Origin of the sequence: Catenulispora yoronensis, from assembly GCF_039531695.1 — a bacterium.
Taxonomy (GTDB): Bacteria; Actinomycetota; Actinomycetes; order Streptomycetales; family Catenulisporaceae; genus Catenulispora; species Catenulispora yoronensis.
The window spans coordinates 1-19,506 of sequence record NZ_BAAAQN010000023.1; the positions used below are offsets into that span (position 1 = coordinate 1).

Annotated in this window: 8 protein-coding genes; 3 read left to right on the forward strand and 5 right to left on the reverse strand. The window is 69.4% G+C overall.

Annotated elements, in window-relative coordinates:
- Positions 1-381 precede the first annotated feature (381 nt).
- Positions 382-2,721: a tetratricopeptide repeat protein gene (locus tag ABD481_RS20105; RefSeq protein WP_344667239.1), complete on the reverse strand. Its 2,340-nt coding sequence runs from the start codon at positions 2,719-2,721 to the stop codon at positions 382-384.
- A 274-nt stretch (positions 2,722-2,995) separates the two neighbouring features.
- Between ABD481_RS20105 and ABD481_RS20110 the strand changes: the two genes are divergently transcribed.
- Together ABD481_RS20110 and ABD481_RS20115 are read left to right on the forward strand one after the other, a co-directional pair.
- Complete coding sequence (locus tag ABD481_RS20110; protein WP_344667240.1) at positions 2,996-3,538, forward strand: BMP family ABC transporter substrate-binding protein; 543 nt, start codon at positions 2,996-2,998, stop codon at positions 3,536-3,538.
- Positions 3,539-3,690: 152 nt separating this feature from the next.
- Positions 3,691-14,853 carry a LamG-like jellyroll fold domain-containing protein gene (locus tag ABD481_RS20115; RefSeq protein ID WP_344667241.1) on the forward strand — a complete coding sequence of 3,721 codons (11,163 nt, stop codon included), beginning with the start codon at positions 3,691-3,693 and terminating at the stop codon, positions 14,851-14,853.
- 59 nt (positions 14,854-14,912) lie between these two features.
- Here the strand turns inward: ABD481_RS20115 and ABD481_RS20120 are convergent, their stop codons facing one another.
- The 3 genes from ABD481_RS20120 to ABD481_RS20130 all read right to left on the reverse strand — a co-directional run bounded on the left by ABD481_RS20120 (position 14,913) and on the right by ABD481_RS20130 (position 17,302).
- Positions 14,913-15,701, reverse strand: a complete 789-nt coding sequence (locus ABD481_RS20120; RefSeq protein WP_344667242.1) for a (R)-mandelonitrile lyase — start codon at positions 15,699-15,701, stop codon at positions 14,913-14,915.
- A 98-nt stretch (positions 15,702-15,799) separates the two neighbouring features.
- A complete protein-coding gene (locus tag ABD481_RS20125; protein ID WP_344667243.1) occupies positions 15,800-16,384 on the reverse strand; it encodes a TetR/AcrR family transcriptional regulator in 585 nt (194 codons plus the stop codon).
- A gap of 75 nt (positions 16,385-16,459) precedes the next feature.
- Positions 16,460-17,302: an SMP-30/gluconolactonase/LRE family protein gene (locus tag ABD481_RS20130; protein ID WP_344667244.1), complete on the reverse strand. Its 843-nt coding sequence runs from the start codon at positions 17,300-17,302 to the stop codon at positions 16,460-16,462.
- Between the two features lie 208 nt (positions 17,303-17,510).
- Here ABD481_RS20130 and ABD481_RS20135 point away from each other — a divergent pair, with 208 nt between their 5' ends.
- Entirely contained in the window at positions 17,511-18,359 is an 849-nt protein-coding gene (locus ABD481_RS20135) for an SAM-dependent methyltransferase (RefSeq protein WP_344667245.1), read from the forward strand.
- Here ABD481_RS20135 and ABD481_RS20140 read toward each other — a convergent pair.
- On the reverse strand, positions 18,346-19,398 hold the full coding sequence (locus tag ABD481_RS20140) for an alpha/beta fold hydrolase (protein ID WP_344667246.1): 1,053 nt from the start codon (positions 19,396-19,398) through the stop codon (positions 18,346-18,348). The genes ABD481_RS20135 and ABD481_RS20140 overlap by 14 nt on opposite strands.
- Positions 19,399-19,506 lie beyond the last annotated feature (108 nt).

A 19,506-nucleotide genomic window follows, 5' to 3' on the forward strand; every position in this document is an offset into this window, starting at 1 on the left:
TGTCAAGTCCACGCGCTTGCTTTTGAGGTGTTGGCGGCGGTTGCGTACAGCGTGGACTGGACACCCGGTCGGCGGCACTGTAGGCAAAGCCCTGCCGACGTGACCGAGGGGAACGAACCGAAAACCCAGGCAGGGGACTGACAATCACGGCGGCGGGGGCTGATGCGTCGGGAGTGTGGCTGGCGGTTTGGGCGAGGGTGGCCCGGGGTGGTTGAGGGGTGCGGTCGGCGGTTGGTTGGGCGGTTGGTTCGGAGACCCGGCGAGACTGGGCGCCAGGTGTTCTCGCCGCATGCGAATGGGTGTTGCGGATGTGGGTGGCGCGGGATTGTCGAGTTGTTGGTTCGGCTGGCGCCAGCGAGACCGGGTGCTGGGTTCGTTGTCCTACAGCACTCCCGCCGTGTAGCCGGAGGTCATCAGGTTCGTCAGCATTTCGCGGACCTCGGCGGCGTTGGGGTGGCCGACGTCTTCCAGGAGGGTGAGGGCTTCGAGGTAGTGGGCGTAGGCCTTGTCGGGGTGGCCGGTGGCGCGGTGGTACTCGCCGAGGATTGCGAGGTTGGTGGCGCGGCCTGGTTCGTATTCGAGTTCGGTGAAGAGGTGGTCTGCTGTGGTGAGGGCGGTGAGGGCGTTGGCTTGGTTGCCTTGTTTGAGGTAGGCGTGGCCCAGGTTGCTGAGGGTGGATGCCTGGGCTGCGGGGGAGCCCAGGGGTTCGATCAGGGTGAGGCAGCGTTCGAGGTAGGTTACGGCTTCGTTGATCAGGCCCAGTTCGTTGCAGATCATGCCGAGGCGGTTGAGGCAGTTGGCGGCGCCGTAGGGGTAGTTGGTGGCTTCGAAGATGTCGACGGCGCGGAGGAGCCAGGTGCGGGCTTGGTCGGTGTCGTTGGCGAGTTCGTAGGCCATGGCCAGGCGTTGCATGGCGCGGGCTTGGTTGATCGGGTCGCCGGCTTGTTCGTAGGAGGCCAGGCTGTCGCGGGCGTGGGTCATCGCGTCGGTGTGGTGGCCTGCGTGGCTGTAGGCGGTGGACAGGGCGGTGTGGAGGTGGGCTTCGTCGAGGGTGGATTTGCGGCGGCGGGCGCTGAGCAGGCCGTCGGTGGCGGTGGTGAGCCATTCGGGGATCTTGAAGCGGAGTTCGAGGTAGATCTGGAAGATCTGGGGGAGGGTGGCTGCCAGGTCGTCGAGTTCGAGGCGGTGGGCCTGGCGGGTGATGGCGACCAGGGTCGGGCTCTCGGTGTCGTACCACTTCAGGGCTTCGTCGGGGTTGGTGAAGGTGGTGGCGAGGGCGGGGCGGTCGATGCCGTCGAGGGTGTAGTTGCGCCGGCCGTCGAACAGGAGGTCGGAGGCGGCTGCGGCGGTGTGGGCGTACCAGGACGCGAGGCGGGCGATGGCGGCGCGTTGGTCGGCCGGGGTGAGGTCGAGCTTGGCCCGCTCGGAGACGAAGGAGTGCAGGAGGTCGTGGAAGCGGTAGCGGTGGGGGGCGGGGGACTGCACCAGGCTGATGTCGGTGAGGCGCTCCAGTTCGCGTTCGGCGGCGGTCAGCTCCAGGTCGAGGAGGGCGGCGGCGGCCGGGAGGCTGATCTCGGGGCCCTCCCAGAGGCCCAGGAGGCGGAGGGCGCGGACCTCGCCGAGTTCGACGTCGTCGATGATCAGGGTATTGTAGCTGGATTCGAAGCAGGTGCGTACCGCGAGGTCGTCGACGGACAGCTCGTCCAGGCTGCTCGCGGTGGAGCGTAGGCGGTGGCTCAGCGTCTGCACGGCCCAGTGGGGGCGGACCGCGAGGCGGGATCCGGCGATGCGGAGGGCCAGTGGCAGGCCCGCGCAGATGGCGACGATTGCTTCGCCGTCCTCGGGTTCGGCGTCGAAGCGCTCGTTGCCGGCGATGCCGGTGAGCAGGGAACGTGAGTCGGCGGGGGAGAGGGCGCCGAGGAAGATGCGCTGTACGCCTTCCAGGCCGGCGAGCTGGTTGCGGCTGGTGATGATGACGCCGCATCCGGGGTCGCCCGGTAGCAGGGACCTGACTTGGGCGGCGTCGAGGGCGTTGTCCAGGACGACGAGCATGCGGCGGCCGGCGAGGGTGGAGCGCAGCAGTGCCGCGCGGTCGTCGGTGTCGAGGGGGATCGCCGTTTCGGCGACGCCTGCGGAGCGGAGCAGTCGCAGTAGCGCTGCGTCGACGGGCAGGGGTTCTGGGCTGCCGCCGCGCAGGTCGAGGAAGAGGGTTCCTCCGGGGTGGAACGGGCTGACGCGGTGTGCGGCGCGGACGGCGAGGGAGGTCTTGCCCAAGCCGCCCATGCCGACGACTCCCCAGACCGGCAGCACCGTTCGGTTGGGCTCCAGCAGTCCGGCGACCAGCGTTTCGAGTTCCCGTTCGCGGCCCACGTAGTCCGGGAGGTCGCGGGGGAGTTGCGCCGGTCCGGTGCTGCGTTGTGCGGGGATCTCGGGCAGCGTCTCTTCCTGCGTGGCTTCCTCGATCGGTTCCGTCCGCTCGAACAGGTCGAGCAGGTGGTCGAGGTCCGCGTGGGTGAGCTCGGCGATGCTGAGCAGGGCGGCGCGGGTGATCGGCCGCTTTCCGTTGAGCCATCGCTCCCAGGACGAGGAGCTGTAGTGCGTCTTCGTCCCGAGCTCGGCCAGGGTCAGACGGCTGTCGTCCTTGAGGGTGCGCAGTTTCTCGATGAGACGGCGGGTCTCAAGGTCCAGATTCTCCGGCAACGGCGACCAGTTCGTCCGCACAAGCTCCCCCTCGTTGTGGATCAGTGGTCCGCGACCGCTGATCGTGTGCCCCGCCACCTCGCGGCCTTCGTCCCACCCGTCTCCACCTGGGCGGCCGCGCATCCCAAAAGGCAGCTGAACGGTAGTGGGACGCGTGGGAATCTCTCAAGTCACTTTCGGGGCGTGGACCGGGGATCTCCGCGTCGCCGAGGATCGCGTCTGTCGCGCCGGCACTGCCCGCGCTGACCACGGGACTCATTGATCGAACACGGGGGGTGGATGCCTGGTGTCCAACATGCTGTCTGTCCGCGATCGCCGATTCGGCGTCGCGGTTCTGTCGGTCGTCGTCTTGGCGGCGTTGGCCGTCTTGGTGGCGACCCTGACGTCGGGCCGGGGAGGTTCGCGCCCGGCGGCGGAATCGCCGCGTGCTCGTCAGTTCGCAGCGTTCACACAGTGTCTGCTGACCGATCCGGCCGGCCTCGACTCGCCTGCTGCGGCACCGCTGTGGGCAGCGATGCAGGAGGCGTCGTCGAAGACGGCGGCGAAGTCGCAGTACTTGGCGTTGCCGGCTGGCGTGCAGCCCGATGAGGCCAAGACGTATGTCAACTCTCTGGTTGTCCGTGGCTGCGACGTGATCCTCGCTGCCGACGGCACGCCGGGCACGGTGGCGGGCGAAGCGGCCGCTGATCACCCGACTCGGCACTTCCTTCTGGCCGGTGGCGCGGCGCCGAGCGGCAACACGGCGGTGGTCCGGGCCGGCGCCGGTTCGGCGGTCGTGGCCAAGGCGCTCACCGACGCCTTCAACGGCCGTTTTCCCGCCGGGACGGTGCTCCGGTGAAGCCGTTCCGACCTCGCAGTTCCACGCAGGTTCCTGATTCTCCACCAGCGCGCACGAATAGGCGGCTCATGAGTATTCTCAGTCCCGGTTCTCGAACCGGTAGGCGATACCGACGAGGAAGGCGGGCAACCGCCGTCGGGGTGTTGATGGGGATGGTGGCGCTGACCGCGCTGCCGGTGGCCAACGCGGCCGAAGTCGGTGCGTCCGGCTTCCCTCTTTCCGGCTTCGGCATCTGGTCCGGATCCGCGGCGGCGTCGGATGGCGTTGATGTCAGGACACAGCAGCCGCAGGGTTCTGCTGCGGGCCTGTCGCACACCGCCACCGCGGCCTCGACGCGGGCCGGTACCGGCACCGGCAAGCCGCGCGGCAAGGGCAAGGGAGAGCTCGATCCGGCTCCGGCGGCGCAGGCTCCGAAGACCGCCACGGGCCCTTCGGCGAAGGGTGTGTCAGGGTTCGACGCCAAGACGTCGAAGGAGGACGCCGGCAAGCGGACCGCGACGTCCAAGACGTTCACGAACGCCGATGGTTCCAGCACGGTCGACTACTTCGCCGCGCCGGTGAACTACACCGCCGCCGACGGGTCGGTGCAGCCGATCGATCCCACGCTCGTCGCGGCGCCGGCCACGGCTCCGGCCGCGAAGTCGGGGTCCTCAGCGAGTTCTTCGGCGGGGTCATTGGCGGGGTCCTCGGCGGTCGCCGGGACGTCAGCCGCCGGCCGGCTGGTGCGCAAGGCCGGTGACGCCTCGGTCTCCCTGGCCGCCTCCGGCACCGACCCGGCCCTGATGACCGTCGGCTCCGGCTCGGCCTCGCTGTCCTTCGCCCTGTCCGGCGCGGCGGCCGTGCCGGCGGCGACGAAGGGCACGCAGGCGACGTACCCCTCGATCCTGCCCGGCGTGGACCTGACGTTGCAGGCCACCACCACCGGTGTGGAGCAGACGCTGGTCCTGGCCTCGGCCTCGGCCGCGACCGACTACGTCTTCCCGTACACCGTGGCCGGGGGTCTGACCGGCAAGGCCACCGATCGGGGCGTGGAGTTCACGGACGCCTCGGGCAAGGCGCGGATCATCGTGCCGAACGGGATCATGACGGACTCGGTCGTGGTGCCCGGCTACGGCTCGGGCGCGCAGTCCAACGCCGTCACCTACGCGCTGACCACCACCACGGACGGCAAGCCCGCGCTGCGGATGAGCCTGGACCCGCGCTGGCTGCACGATCCGGCCCGTAAGTTCCCGGTGACGGTCGACCCGAGCGCCGGTATCACGGCGAACTCCTCGTTCTCGGTGGACACCACCACCAGCCCGATGGCCACCTACGACGGCGACCTGAAGATCGGGTCCTACGACGGCTCGCACTACGGCTCGTCGTTGGTGCAGTTCACCGGTGTGACCTCGTTCCAGAACACGCACATCACCGCGGCGACGGTGAACCTGTGGCACACGTACTCGTCGTACTGCGGCGGGTCCGAGCCGATCTACCTGCACCAGGTGACCGGCGACTGGAAGGTCGCCAACATCAACTCCTACCCCGGCGTGCAGTACGACAGCACCCTGATCGGCACGACGAACGTCACCGGCGGGCAGTGCGGCGGCGGCACCGGGGAGTGGGACTACATCCCGGTGAACGCGGACGGCCTGGCGGACATGCAGAAGTGGGCGCAGGGCACCGCCACGAACTACGGGTTCCTGGTGACCGGCGAGACCTCGGACGCCCGGGGCTGGAAGCGCTTCAACTCCACCAGCGAGGGCGGCTACGTCATCCCCTCGCTGACCGTCACCTACAGCCAGGACACGCCGCCGGCCGTCGACTCGCAGTATCCTGATGGCAACGGCTCCGTCAACATCCTGACTCCGGAGCTGCGGGCCACCGGCCACGACCCGGACGCCTTCCCGAACGCCTCGGTGCAGTACCTGTTCCAGGTCTGGGACGGCAGCGGCACCCAGGTCGCCACCTCCGGCCTGATCGGCACCGGCGACTGGACCGTCCCGGCGAGCGCCAATCTGGCCTGGGGCAAGACCTACAGCTGGACGGTGCAGACCTACGACGGCTTCGACTACTCGCCGAACCCGACCACCTACACCTTCACCACGCAGGTGCCGCAGCCGCCGATCACCTCCAAGCTGTCGCAGGACCAGTCCGCCAACGGCGGTGCCGACGCCGCCACCGGCAACTACACCGCGACCGTGACCGACGCCGACGTCGCGGGCGTGGGCCCGACGCTGGAGATCACCCGGGACTACAACTCCCGGAACCCGCTGTCCGACGGCGCGTTCGGGGCCGCCTGGTCCAGCCTGCTGGACGCCAAGGCCACCGAGCAGTACGTCGTCTCCGGCATGTACCAGGTGCTGAACAGCGTCGACATCACGAACCCGGACGGTTCGCAGGTCGGGTACGGCCGCAACCCGGCGGACGGGTCCTTCAGCCCGCCGCCCGGCCGCTACACCCGCGTCGCGTCGCTGGGGGCCGGCTACTCGCTGACCGACAAGAACGACACCGTCTACGCCTTCAGCCAGCCGCTGGACACCGGTTCCTACGGGCTGACGTCCGTGACCGACGCCGCCGGCCGCGCCGTCACCCTGACCTGGGGCAGCACACCGGCCGGGACGAAGGTCACGAAGCTGACCAACACCGCCACCGGCCGGACCCTGACCCTGGGCTGGCAGGCGCCGGCGGCTGGGGCCACGGCCGGACACGTGACCTCGGTGACCACCGACCCGGCCACCGCCGGGGCTCCGGCCACGGCGGCGGTGTGGACCTACGGATACGCCGGGGACCAGCTGACGTCGGTCTGTTCGCCGGTCGACGTCGCACCGGCCTGCACCAAGTACTCCTACAGCGCCGGATCGCAGTTCCCTGCGGCGGTGCAGAACACCGCGCCGGTCTCCTACTGGCGCCTCAATGAGCGCTCCGGCACCACGGCGGTCGGCAGCGTGCTGGCCAACCAGGGCCGGGACAACCTGACCGGCACCGGTACCGCGCTCGGCCAGAGTCCGGCGCTGGCCGGCTCGACCGCGACCTCCACCGGCTTCGCCGGTGGTACCGGCTCGTATCTGGCCTCGAACCGGCAGAACCTGGCGGCCGCCGGTTCCCAGGCCACCATCGGCGCCTGGTTCCGGACCACGGTCGGCGGCGGCGTGATCTTCTACTACGGCGACCAGCCCATGTCGAACGCAGGCCAGACCGGCAAGAACACGCCGGCCCTGTACGTGGGCACCGACAACCGCCTGCACGGCTGCTTCGCCACCGGCAACTGCGCCGCCAACCAGATCAGCTCGCCCGGCACCGTCACCGACGGCAACTGGCACTACGCCGTGCTGGCCGGTGCGGGCACTTCGCAGACGCTGTACCTGGACGGCGCCGTGCAGGGCACCGCCCGCAACGCGAACACCATCCAGAGCTGGGACCAGCCGTACGTCACGATCGGCGCGGGGGTCGGCGGCAGCGGCTGGCCGTACCTGGCCGCCGGCGTCGACGGGTTCACCGGCTCGCTGTCGGACGTCGCGGCGTGGAACACCACCCTGTCCGACGCCCAGGTCGCCGCGCTGTACACGGCCGGGACGCACTCCGGCAGCCTGCTGCGGACGATCACCAAGCCCTCGGGCAACGTCGAGGCCAGCGTCGCCTACAGCGCCGCCGACAGCGGCGTCACCTCGGTCACCGACCAGGAGGGCGGCACCTGGACCGTCGAGCCGGTGAACGCGGTCGGGTCCTCGCAGCCGATGCGCTCGGCCACCCTGGTCGCCGGGCCCAGCGGCTACTGGCCGTTGAACGATCCGGCCGGATGGGCCGTGGCGGCCGACGCGGTCGCCGCCGACAACCAGAGCGCCGGGTACAGCAACGTCACGCTCGGCGTGCCGGGGCCGTTCGCGGACAACAGCGCCGCGGCGTTCAACGGCACGTCCTCGTGGCTGCGGCTGCCGACCGCGGCGACCCCGGTGGGCACCGCGGCCACGGTGTCGCTGTGGTTCAGCGGCGGACTCACCGTGTCGCAGGGTCCTCCGACCCAGCCGCAGATGCTGTTCGAGAGCCAGTCGCAGCCGCTCGGCGCCGCGAACCCGAACAGCACCACCAGCGGCGTCTACGCCTACATGGACACCAACGGCCTGGTCCACGCCGGGTTCGCGGCCGGTTCCGGGACCGGGCAGCTGTCCTCGAAGGGCCCGCTCTGGGACGGGAACTGGCACCATCTGGTGCTGACCGCGTCCGGCACGTCGCAGGCCATGTACGTGGACGGCAGCCAGATCGACTCCACCACCACGGCGCAGCCGCTCACCTCGGGTCAGCAGCCTTATGTATACGTCGGGGCGGGTACGCACGCCGCGGGCGTGGCCAATCTGCCGACCGTGCCGGACCGCTACTTCAAGGGCGCCATCAGCGATGTCGCCTACTACCCGCGCCAGATCAGCGGGGCCCAGATCTCGGCGATAGCCTCGACGATCCAGTACAGCGTCCCGTTGGCGGTCGGCGTTCCCACGCTGGTCCCGTCCACGGTGGCCAAACTGCTGGTGCCGAACGCCCAGATCACGAAGTTCGCGTTCGACGGCACGTCGTACGCGGCCAGCGCGGCCAAGAGCTGGTCGACGCAGTCGGCCCGCATGACCTTCGGGGCCGACGGGAACCTGGTCATCACCCGCACCGACAGCGGCCGGACCATTTGGTCGTCCGGAACCGCCGGGAACCCGAACGCGGTGTTGGTGTTCCAGGCCGACGGGAACCTGGCCATCTACAGCGACTCGACGAAGGCCACGCTGCTGTGGAGCTCCGCCACCAATGTGCCCCCGGCGTCCGGGAACACCGCGTCCCTGGCCCCCGACGGCACCTTCACCGTCGCCGCGGCCGACGGCACGCCGCTGTTCACCGCGTCCTCGGTGGTGACCAACGCCCTCGGCGTCATCACCACGATCCAGGACACCGGCCAGGGCGGCCGGGAACTGGCGACCGTCGACGCCACCGGCGCGGCCACGCAGTACGGCTATGACACCTCAGGGTTCTTGTACACGGTCACCGACCCGGACGGCGACACCGTCACCACGGGCCACGACGTGCGCGGCAACACCGTGTCCCGCACGACGTGCCAGGTGCAGACCACCAACACCTGCTCGACCTCGTACTACACCTACTGGCCGGACGACGTCACGGTGAACCCGCCGGCCGATCCGCGCAACGACCTGCTCACCTCCTACCGGGACCCGCGTTCGGCGTCGACCACCGACCCGACGTATCTGACCTCTTACACCTACGACACGCTGGGGAACCAGACCTCTGTCACGACGCCGCCGGTGGCCGGGTTCCCGGCCGGCCGCACGTCCCGGACCGCCTACACCACCGCGGCGACCGCCGCGTCGGACTCCGGCACCACCCCGATCGGACTGCCGGCCAAGGTCACCACGGCCGGCGGCAGGACGACCGTCACCTCGTACACGCACACCGGTGACGTCGCCTCCACCACGGACGCCGCCGGTCAGCTGGTCACCTCCTACACCTACGACAACCTGGGCCGGATCCTGGGCAAGAAGGTCGTGTCCGACAGCTACCCGAACGGGGTGGTGACCAGCTACGTCCTGGACGCGCTGGGGCGCGTCGGCACGCGCACCGACCCGGCGACCACCGACCGGGTCACCGGCGCGGTGCATACGCCGCGGACCACCACCGTCTTCGACGCCGACGGCAACATCACGTCCACCACGGCGGCCGACACGACCGGCGGCGACCCGCCCCGGACGACGAAGGCGACCTACAACAACCACGACCAGCTCGCCTCGTACACCGACGCGGTGGCCGTGGCCGACCAGTCCAACGCGTCCACGACGTACGCCTACGACGCCTTCGGCAACCGCGTGAGCGTCGTCGACCCGCGGGGCGTCCGCACCGACACCGCCTACGACGCCGACCACCGGGAACTCAGCACCACGCTGATGGGGTACTACGGCGACCCGGCCGCGCAGAGCCCGCTCACCAACTTGGTGACGTCCTCCAAGGCGTACGACCCGGCCGGCCGGCTGGCCACCGAGACCGACGCGCTGCGCGCCACGACTCAGTACACGTATACCGACGACGGCCTGACGGCCACCGTCACCAAGGTGGACGCCAACAACCAGAACCCGTTCGTGGTGCAGGCCAACACCTACGACCCGGCCGGGAACCTGGTCTCCCGGGCCACGAACAACAAGGTGACCGTCACCAACTACACCGTGGACGCCGCCTCCCGGGTCAGCACCACCACGGTGGACCCGAAGGGGGCGAGCAACCCCTCGGGCGCGAACCGCACGACGTCCGTCACCTACACCCCGGACGACGTGGTCGCCTCCAGCACGCTGCGCGACCTGTCCGGATGGAGCCGCTCGACGGTCTACGGCTTCGACGCCGCGGGCCGCCAGAACAGCCAGACCGTGAGTCAGAGTTCGCCGACGGCCGCGGCCGGGCTGACCGGATCCTGGAGCCTGGCGGACGGGAACGTCACCACCGCCGCCGACGCCTCGGGCACCGTCAACACCTCCGGCACCGTCAACACGGGCACCGTCTCGGGCGGCGTGGCGTGGTCGGCCGACCACGGCGGCTCGGCGGTGTTCGACGGCGCCACCGGGATGGTCGGCACCGCGACGCCGGAGGTCGACACCTCGCAGTCGTTCAGCTTCTCGGCATGGGTGAAGCCGGCCAGCACCAGCAGCAACCAGGTGGTGATGGCGCTTTCGGGCGGCACCAACCCGGCGGCATTGCTCGGGTACAACACGACGGTCGGAGGTTGGATCTTCGACATGACGAGCAACGACACCAACGCGGCGTCGTGGACCTACGCCTCGGCTCCGGCGGCGACGGCGCCGGTGGGGCAGTGGAGCCACCTGGTCGGGACGTATGACGTCAGCACGCACGCCGAGCGCATCTACGTCAACGGGAACCTGATCGGCTCGATGACGATGACGACGCCGTGGAAGGCACCCAAGGGCCTGAACATCGGTACGGCGTGGCTGGGCAATCAGCACTTCGCCGGATCGCTGTCGGACGTGCGCGTCTACAACCGGGCCCTGCCCGCCGCGGACGTCCAGGCGCTCTACGCGAACGCCCCGAACCACCAAGTGCAGATCGGCCTGGCCGGGCAGTGGAAGCTCAACGACGGCGACGTCACCACGGCCGCGGACACCTCCAGCAGCAATGCCGGCGGCACCATGTCCGGCGGCGCGTCGTGGACGGCCGAGCACGGCGGGGCGGCCAAGTTCGACGGTACCAACGGCCTGATCACCACGCCGGCGCCGGAGGTCGACACGTCCCAGTCGTTCAGCTTCGCGGCGTGGGTCAAGCCGGGCAGCACCAGCAGCAACCAGGTGGTGATGGCGCTTTCCGGCAACACCAACCCGGCGGCGATGCTCGGATACAACACCACGGTCGGAGGTTGGATCTTCGACATGACGAGCAACGACACCAACGCGGCGTCGTGGACCTATGCCTTGGCTCCGGCGGCGACGGCACCGGTGGGGCAGTGGAGCCACATGGTCGGGACCTACAACGTCGCGACCCATGCCGAGAGCATCTACATCAACGGGAAACTGATCGTCAGCGTCCCCATGACCACGCCGTGGAAGGCGCCCAAGGGCCTGAACATCGGCGCGGCGTGGCTGACCAACCAGCACTTCGCCGGATCGCTGTCCGGGGTCCAGGTCTACAACCGGGCGCTGTCGGCCACCGAGGTGTCCACGCTGTACGGAGGCGGCTCGGTCCTGGGGACGAACACCACCGTCACCACTTCCCGGGTGCTGGACGCGCGCGGCCTGACGGTCTCCTCGACCGACGCGAACGGTGGCATCACCCGCTACACGAATGACGAAGCCGGTCGGACGACGGTGAAGACCGCGCCCGCGGCGCCCATCGAGACCGGCGGGGTGAGCCAGGGTTCTGTGCCGCTGTTCACCTACACTGGCTACGACACCTTCGGCGATCCGGTCGAGGTCCAGGACCCCGACGGGACCAGCCACACCACCACGGTGGCCTTCGACGCCGACGGCCGTCCGACGAGCACCACGCGGCCGACGTACACCGCGCCCGGGGCCGGAAGCCCGACCAACGGGGTGACGGCGAAGACGTACGACCGCGACGGCAACATCGCGACGGTCACAGATCCGCTGGGCCACCAGACCAGCTACGTCTACGACCAGCGGAACCTTCCGGCGAGCGTCACCGCGCCCGGCGGCGGCGTGAGCCACATGGTCTACGACAGTGTCGGGCATCCGGTGTCCGTCACCGACGGGACCGGCGCGATGAGCCAGGTCGCGTACGACTACCTGGGGCGCAAGGTCTCGACCACCGCGGTGGAGCGCCACCCGGCGCCGGCCACCGGGACGGTCGGCTACACGACCGGGTACGCCTACGGCACCGGAGGCTGGCAGACCCAGGTCACCAGCCCGGCCGGGGTTACGACGGCGAGCGGCTACGACAACCTCGGCGAGGTCGTCTCGACCACCGACGGGGCTGGGAACCAGACCTCATACACCTACGACTATCTGGGGGACAAGCAGACGACGACGGCGCCGGACGGCTCGTCGGTCCGCACCGACTACGACGCGCTGGCCCGGCCGGTGGACCAGGTGATGTTCGACAACGCAACGCCGCCGAACCAGCTCAAGAGCAGCAGCAAGGCGTACGACGGGGTCGGCAACGTCATCTCGGCCACCGACGCGCGGGGCACCATAACCACCTTCGGCTACGACGCGGACAACCGGCTCACCAGCCAGAGCCAGCCGATCAGCGGGTCCTCGCCGATCACCGCCTCGTTCGGCTACGACGCGGCGGGCAACCGGACGCGCTACACCGACGGCAAGGGCGGCAACTGGATCACCACGTACAACACCTGGAACCTGCCGGAATCGCAGACGGAGCCGGCGACCGCGCAGTACTCGACGGCGGCCACCAGCACCTTCACCACCGGCTATGACGGGGTCGGCCGGCCGGTCGCCCAGACCCAGCCCGGCGGGGTCAGCGTCAGCCTGGTGTACGACGCGGACGGCAACCTGACCAACCAGTCGGGGACCGGCGCCGAAGCCGCCACCGCTAGCCGGACCTTCGGGTACGACAAGGCCGGACGGGTGCTGAGCGCGTCCACCTCGGCGGCGGGCGGGCAGGCGGCGACCGCCGACACGTTCGGGTACGACGACCGAGGGCTGTTGCTGAGTGCTACCGGATCGGCGGGGAGCTCCTCGTTCACCTACACCGCCGACGGGACGATGGCCTCGCGGACCGATGCGGCGGGGACGAGTTCGTACATGTACGACAACGCGGGTCGGTTGTCGACCATGGGCGACGCCGCCTCCGGCGACACCCTGACGTACAGCTACAACACGCTCGACCAGGTGTCGCAGATCGGGTACAACGCTGCCGGCGGGGCTGTCGCCAACGTGCGCGCGTTCACCTACGACACCCAGCACCGGCTGAAGGTCGACGCCCTGAAGCCGAGCCCGACCGGCGCGGCCTTCGCCAAGATCACATACGGCTACGACAACGACGACAACCTGACGTCCAAGACCACCGTCGGCTTCGGCACCTCGGCGGCCAACGTCTACACCTACGACACCGCCAACCGCCTCGCCAGCTGGAACAACGGCAGCGCCACGGTCACCTACGGCTACGACGCCAACGGCAACCGGACGCAGGCCGGCGGGACCACCTACACCTACGACGCCCGCAACCAGCTGACCAGCGACGGCACCACCACCTACGCCTACACGGCGCGGGGGACGCAGACCACTGCGTCCGCCGGGGCGGCGGACACCTTCGACGCCTACGGCCAGGGCATCACGGCCGGCGGCCAGAGCTACACCTACGACGCCCTCGGCCGGGCGGTCACCGACGCCACCGGCGGCGGCACCACCCGCACGCTGTCCTACAGCGGCACCGGCAACCTGCTGGCGGCCGACGGCGCCACCACCTACAGCCGCGACCCGATGGGCACCCCCACCGGCGTCGGGACCCCGGGCCAGAGCACCGGCTCCGGAACCCTGAGCTGGACCGACCTGCACGGCGACGTGGTCGCGGACTTCACCGCCGCCGGCGGCACACTGACCGGCTCGGCCGCCTACGACCCGCTCGGCCGCGCCCTGGGAACCAGCACCCTGACGGGCTCCCTCGGCTACCAGTCCGCCTTCACCGAGAAGTCCACCGGCCAGGTCGACATGGCGGCCCGCTGGTACGACCCGGCCAACGGCCAGTTCACCAGCCGCGACACCGTCGCCAACAACCCGACCCCGAACTCCACCGACGCCAACCCGTTCGCCTACGCCAACGACAACCCCCTGACGAACACCGACCCGTCCGGCCACGGCGTCGTCACAGCCTGCGCCGACGACGACTGCACCATCCGCCAACCAGCCACCACCCCCCACCCGCAAAATCCGGGAACCGGCTCCTCGTCCGCGACCGGCCACATGACGTCGGTAATCGTCAGCGCGGTGAAATCCGCCGCGAAGGGCACGATCACCGGCGCGAAGCAGAAGGCCGCGGCGCGAGTGGGCCAGATCGCGGCGAAGGTCGCGAGCAACATCAAGGTGGCGGTGCAGACAGCACAGATCGCCGCGTTCAGCCCAGCCGCGGCTCTCCAGGGCGCGACCATCGCGAGCGCCATCGTGGCCGCCGCCGCGGGGGCGACGTCGGTGCTTCCGGAGAACCAGCATTCCGGGGGCGGTGGCAAGTACTTGCAGGCGTTCTTCGGGGACGCGCCAGCAATCCTCGGACCGGTCTCGCGGTGCGGGCAGATGTTCAGGTGGAACGGTCACGGTTGCGTCTATGACGAAGCTGCCGCGATGCGCTTCTTGGCGCTGTTGACCCTTACGCCTGATGACTACGCCTTGAAGCGGTACCGGTGCGATCTGAGCAATGACAAGGAGTCTTACACGACGACAGTCTCCTGTGCAGACGCCTGGCGCCTGCTGAATCAGTACAACGTTGAGCACAAGAAGTGTTTCGAGGACGCGGACTGTGCCTATACCAACGGCCTCTGGGCCCCGCCTGCTCCAACCAATGACTGCATCTTCGGCGCTGACTCGGACGGATCCTGCAGAGGGAAGGGTATCGCTCACTTCGTTTTCGTACAGGGCGTTTCGTGGACAGCGGGTGCCGTGGCGGGAGGGACATGCGAAGTAACGTTTGGGATAACCACCGCTGGCTTCGGCTCAATGGCGTGCTCTACGTTTGCGGGTGTTGTAGCTGCCGGTACAGCGACAGCGCTTGACGGTGGCAAGCCAGAAGCAATTGCGGCTGCCGGGGTTACCGGCGGCAATAGAAACTGGAGCACTCTCGTAGCGAGGGGGCTCCGAGCGGTACTGGCTGCTTTCTAGGCTGTGTTTGATTGAGGACCCCGCCGGACCATCCGGTGGGGTCCTACCATTGTCTGTCGTCAGTCCTCAACAAAGACCAACTGAGCCTCCACCCCGGCCTCCAACGGGAAGTAGCCCAAGAACGTCACCCCGAACTCCTGCGCGTCGAAGCGCGCGATGCGTACGTTCTCCGGCTCGTAGAACACATCGCCCGGGTTCAGGACGGTCTCTGGTTCGCCTTCGATCTGGTAGATCGCGGAGCCGGTTTCGATGCTGCCGAAGACCGGGCCGTTGTGGACGTGGAGGCCGGCGGGGAAGTTGGGGGCGATGGTGATGCGGCGGATTTCGACGCGGGCGGTGGCGAGGGGTTGGGGGAGGTGCTGGTCCATGACGATGTCGCGGGTGAAGGGCGGCGGGGCGGCGGCCGGTTCGGTGTCGGTTGAGCCGTCGGTCGAGGCGCTGCCTGACGCGAGCGCGGGCGTGTACTCGGCGTCGGTCACTGCTTCGCCGAGTTCTGTTGTGCGGCCGTCGGCGGGGTGGGGTTCGACGGCGAGGTGGGTCATGGCGGAGGTCGGGGCGGCGCCGTGCCAGTGCCACTCGTCGGGGGCGATGTGGACGGTGTCGCCGACGGTGATGGTCTCGACGGGCCCGCCCCGGCGCTGGACCAGGCCGGTGCCGTGGGTGACGATCAGCGTCTGGCCCAGGGGGTGGCGGTGCCAGTGGGTGCGGGCTGCCGGAGCGAAGTGGACGCTGTCGATCTGGGTGCGGGCCGGGGCCTTGGCGGCGGTGAGTTCCGCGATCCGGGCGGTGCCGGTGAACCACTCGGCGGGGGCGGGGACTTCGGCGTGCGGGGTGCGGGATACAAGCACTGTCGATGTTCCTTTGTCCGATTTTGATATATGGATGAGTGATCTTGATGGGAGGTTGTCGCTGGCGGCCAACAGCAACGTCAGCGACGTCACCAGCGTCAGCGAGCGATCCCCTGCGACCGCAGCAACGCGAGAATGCCCTCAATAGCCTGATCAAAGGGCGCAGTATCAGCGGCGGCGCGCGCCAGCACATAGCCCCCCTGCAACACCGCCACGATCGCCGTCGCCGTGGCCCCCGGCTCGACCCCCGGGCTCAGCTCCCCGGCGGCGATCCCGCCGCTCACGACGTCCGCCAGCCGCCCTCGCAGCCACGCGAACATCCCCTCGACCGGCTCCCGCAGCGTGGGCGACGCCATCACATCAGGATCCTGCGTCAGCCGGCCGATCGGGCAGCCCTTGAGCACCTCGCGCTCGCGGCGCAGATACGTCGCGATGCGCTCCACGGCAGTACCGGGACCGTCCAGCAGCGCGTCGATCTGCCTCCGCATCTCCTCGGCGGTCCGCTCGATCGCGGCGAGCGCCAGCTGCTCCTTACCGGTGAAGTGGTGGTACATGCTGCCCTGGCCGGCGTCGGCCGCCTGCTGGATGAGCTTCGGGCTGGTCGCGACGTAGCCGCGCTCCCACAGCAGCGTGCGCGTGCTCTCGATGAGCCGTTCCCTGGTGTCCACGACGCCAGTATACATACTAGTAGGTACAGAAGATCGACGGACGAGCGCGACGGAATTCGACAGGCTAAGCCCGAATCAACACCCGCAACCTCACGGCCACCCCGCGCCCGGCACCTCCACCTCCACCGCATAAACCTCTCCCGACCCCGCGACCACCATCTCCGAAGCCGTCATCCCCTGCCACCGTGCCCCCACCACGAACAACTCCGTCCCCCGCGCACCCCCCAAAGCACAAGCGAACCCACCCCGATCAAGCTCCACCGTCCGCAGCACCGCACCTTCCTCCGCGACCCGCACACACCGCTGGTTCGGAACATCCGCGTACCACACCGCCCCCTCCGCATCCACACAGATCCCGTCCGGCACCCCGTCCCCGAGCTCCGCCCACACCCGCCGCCCCGACAGCGTCCCGTCCTCCGCGATGTCGAACGCCACCAGCACCCTGCGATACGAATCGGCGACGATCAGCGTCCCGTTGTCCGCCGTCACCGCCATCCCGTTCGGGAACGCGATGTCGTCGGCCACCTCGCTGACCCGCCCGTCGGCCGCCACCAGGTGGACCGCGCCCGGCCGGAACTCCTCGCCGGCCATCGGGTTGAAGCCCGCGCGGTTCACGTACGCGTTCCCCCGGCCGTCCACGACGATGTCGTTCCAGCCCGGTCGTCCCAGGTCGGCGTGCGTCACCAAGCTGCCGTCGTCCTCGCGCCGCAGCAGGAGGCCGTCTGGCGAGGAGACGATCACCATCCGCCCGTCCGGCAGCCACGCGGTGCACAGTGGCAGCGACTTCACCCGGGCCACGGTCTCGCCTTCGCCGGCGAGGTCGACGGCGAGGACCTCTCCGGAGGACCAGTCGGAGAAATACAGCCGATCGCCGTGCCACCTGGGCGATTCGAGCAGCCCGCGACCCGTCATCAGGGTTCGAAGCTCACCCATTATCAGACTCCTTTCACCGTGGCGTGCCGCTCACGTGCGCCGCCTCGCGCCGACCCTAGCCCCCGGGTCCGACACCGGATCGGTAAGACCCGCCGGTCCGGTTCCGTTTTGTCCAGTAGGCAAAGCCCCTGAGAGGAAAAAGGAGACAAAACCCGGGCGCGCACGGAGAGAAGCGAGACAATTGCTCTGCGAGCATGGAGGTCGAGGCATGGCAGAGAACGACAGCGCACGACGGGGCGGCACCGTGCCCGCGGGTGTGGACATCGAACGGTCGAGCGTGGCACGTCTGTACGACTGGCTGCTCGGCGGGAGCCACAATTTCGCCTCGGACCGGGAGCTCGGCCGCCGCCTGGTCCGCGCCGAGCCCAACGCGCGGCAGATCGTCCGTGAGAACCGTGATTTCCTCGGCCGCTCGGTGCGGTACCTGCTCGACCAGGGCATTCGTCAGTTCCTTGATCTGGGCTCGGGAATCCCCACCCAGGAGAACGTCCACCAGATCGTCCAGAAGGTGGCTCCCGGCGCGCGGGTCGTCTACGTCGACAACGACCCGTCGGCCGTCGCGCACAGCCGTCACATACTGGCCGGCAACCCCGACGCCGCGGCGGTCCACGCGGACATGCGCCATTCCGGCGAGGTCATGGGGCATCCGACGACCCGGGGACTTCTCGACTTCTCCCGCCCGATCGGGCTGCTGATGGTCACGGTGCTGCATTTCGTCCCGGACGCCGACGAGCCGCACGCGATGGTCGCCCGCTACCGGGACGCCGTCGTGCCCGGCAGCTACCTCGCGATCTCGCACGCCACCCACGAGGCCGCTCCCCGCGCGGCCGCCGACGTCGAGCAGTTGTACCGCTCCACCGCCCGTGCGAGCGCCCACACCCGCTCGCACGAGGAGATCAGCGGCTTCTTCGCCGGGTTCGAACTCGTCGAACCCGGCCTCGTCTACATCCCGCTGTGGCACCCGGAGGGAGACCCGCACCCGAATCCGGAGCAGATGTGGTTCTACGCCGGAGTCGGGCGCCTGGACCAGCGGAGCCGGCCGGTCAGCCGGACGTGATCCACTGGTCGATCACGGCGAACGACTGCGCCGCGCTCGGATGCAGCGCGACGTCATGTCCGGTCCCGGCGACCGTCGCGACGCTCAGCCGTGCGGCGCCCGAGTAGAACTGCGCCTCCTCGCCCAGCAGCCACGACAGGTTCGTGCAGTCCACCGTCAGTCCACAGAAGATGCCGTCCTGCTGCCCGTCGAGGACCAGCACCGGCGCGGTGATCAGCCGCGAGGGGTTCGTCAGCGCGGGCAGCTCGGTCTCGACGATGCCGGCCGCCAGTTCGGTGCCTGAGATGGCATCCTTGTGCGCCTCGTCGTAGGCGATGACCGCGGGATCGGCCGTCGCCGTGTTGTAGAACGAGGACCCGCGCGTCCCCGGCAGGGTCGTGAGATATCCGGGGTCTGCGAACAGCAGTCCGAACTGCGGGTCGATGTCGGCGGGGTAGAAGGAGGCTGCGACAGTCGCCAGCCCCAGACCCTGTGAATGCAGCAGCCCGGTCACGGCCAGTTTGTCCACATCCTGATAGGTGGCGGCCTCCTCGATGGCGACCACCGATCCGAACGAATGTCCGACGACGTCGACGGTCGAGAATCCGGATCCGCGCATCAGGCCTATGACTTTGTGCAGGGCGCAGGCATCCGCCGCGGTGGTGACCAGGGCGCTCAGTGGATGGCTGCTCGCCCCGACGCCCAGCCGGTCGTACGCGAAGGTGGCCCGCCCGGCGGCCAGCGTCCGGGCGACGTAGGAGTAGCTGCCGCCGCCGACCGGCCAGTCCCAGTACGACTGGTTGTACCCGGCGCCGTGGACCAGGACGTCCACCGTGCTGGCGGAAGGCTGTGACGTGGGGCGGCACAGCGTTCCGGAGATCGTCTGGTCGGCCGGCCCGCCGGGGGCGAGGGCCACCGGGATCCGGAGTGTCTGGCAGGTGCCGACCGCGGCGGTCGCGGCGGTCGACGCCACGGCCGAGGGCAGGGCCACTAAGGCCGCCGCGAATGCGGCGATCGCCGCGATCGCCGCTAATAACCGAGCGGATATTCGCCTCTTCATGCTCGCAGCGTAGCCACTCGGATGCGCTCCGGAGGCGCTCCTGGGGAAGTCGCGTTCTGACCTGGCCGTATGCCGGCTGCGAGCCGCTACAGGGCAGGCCTGTTCAGG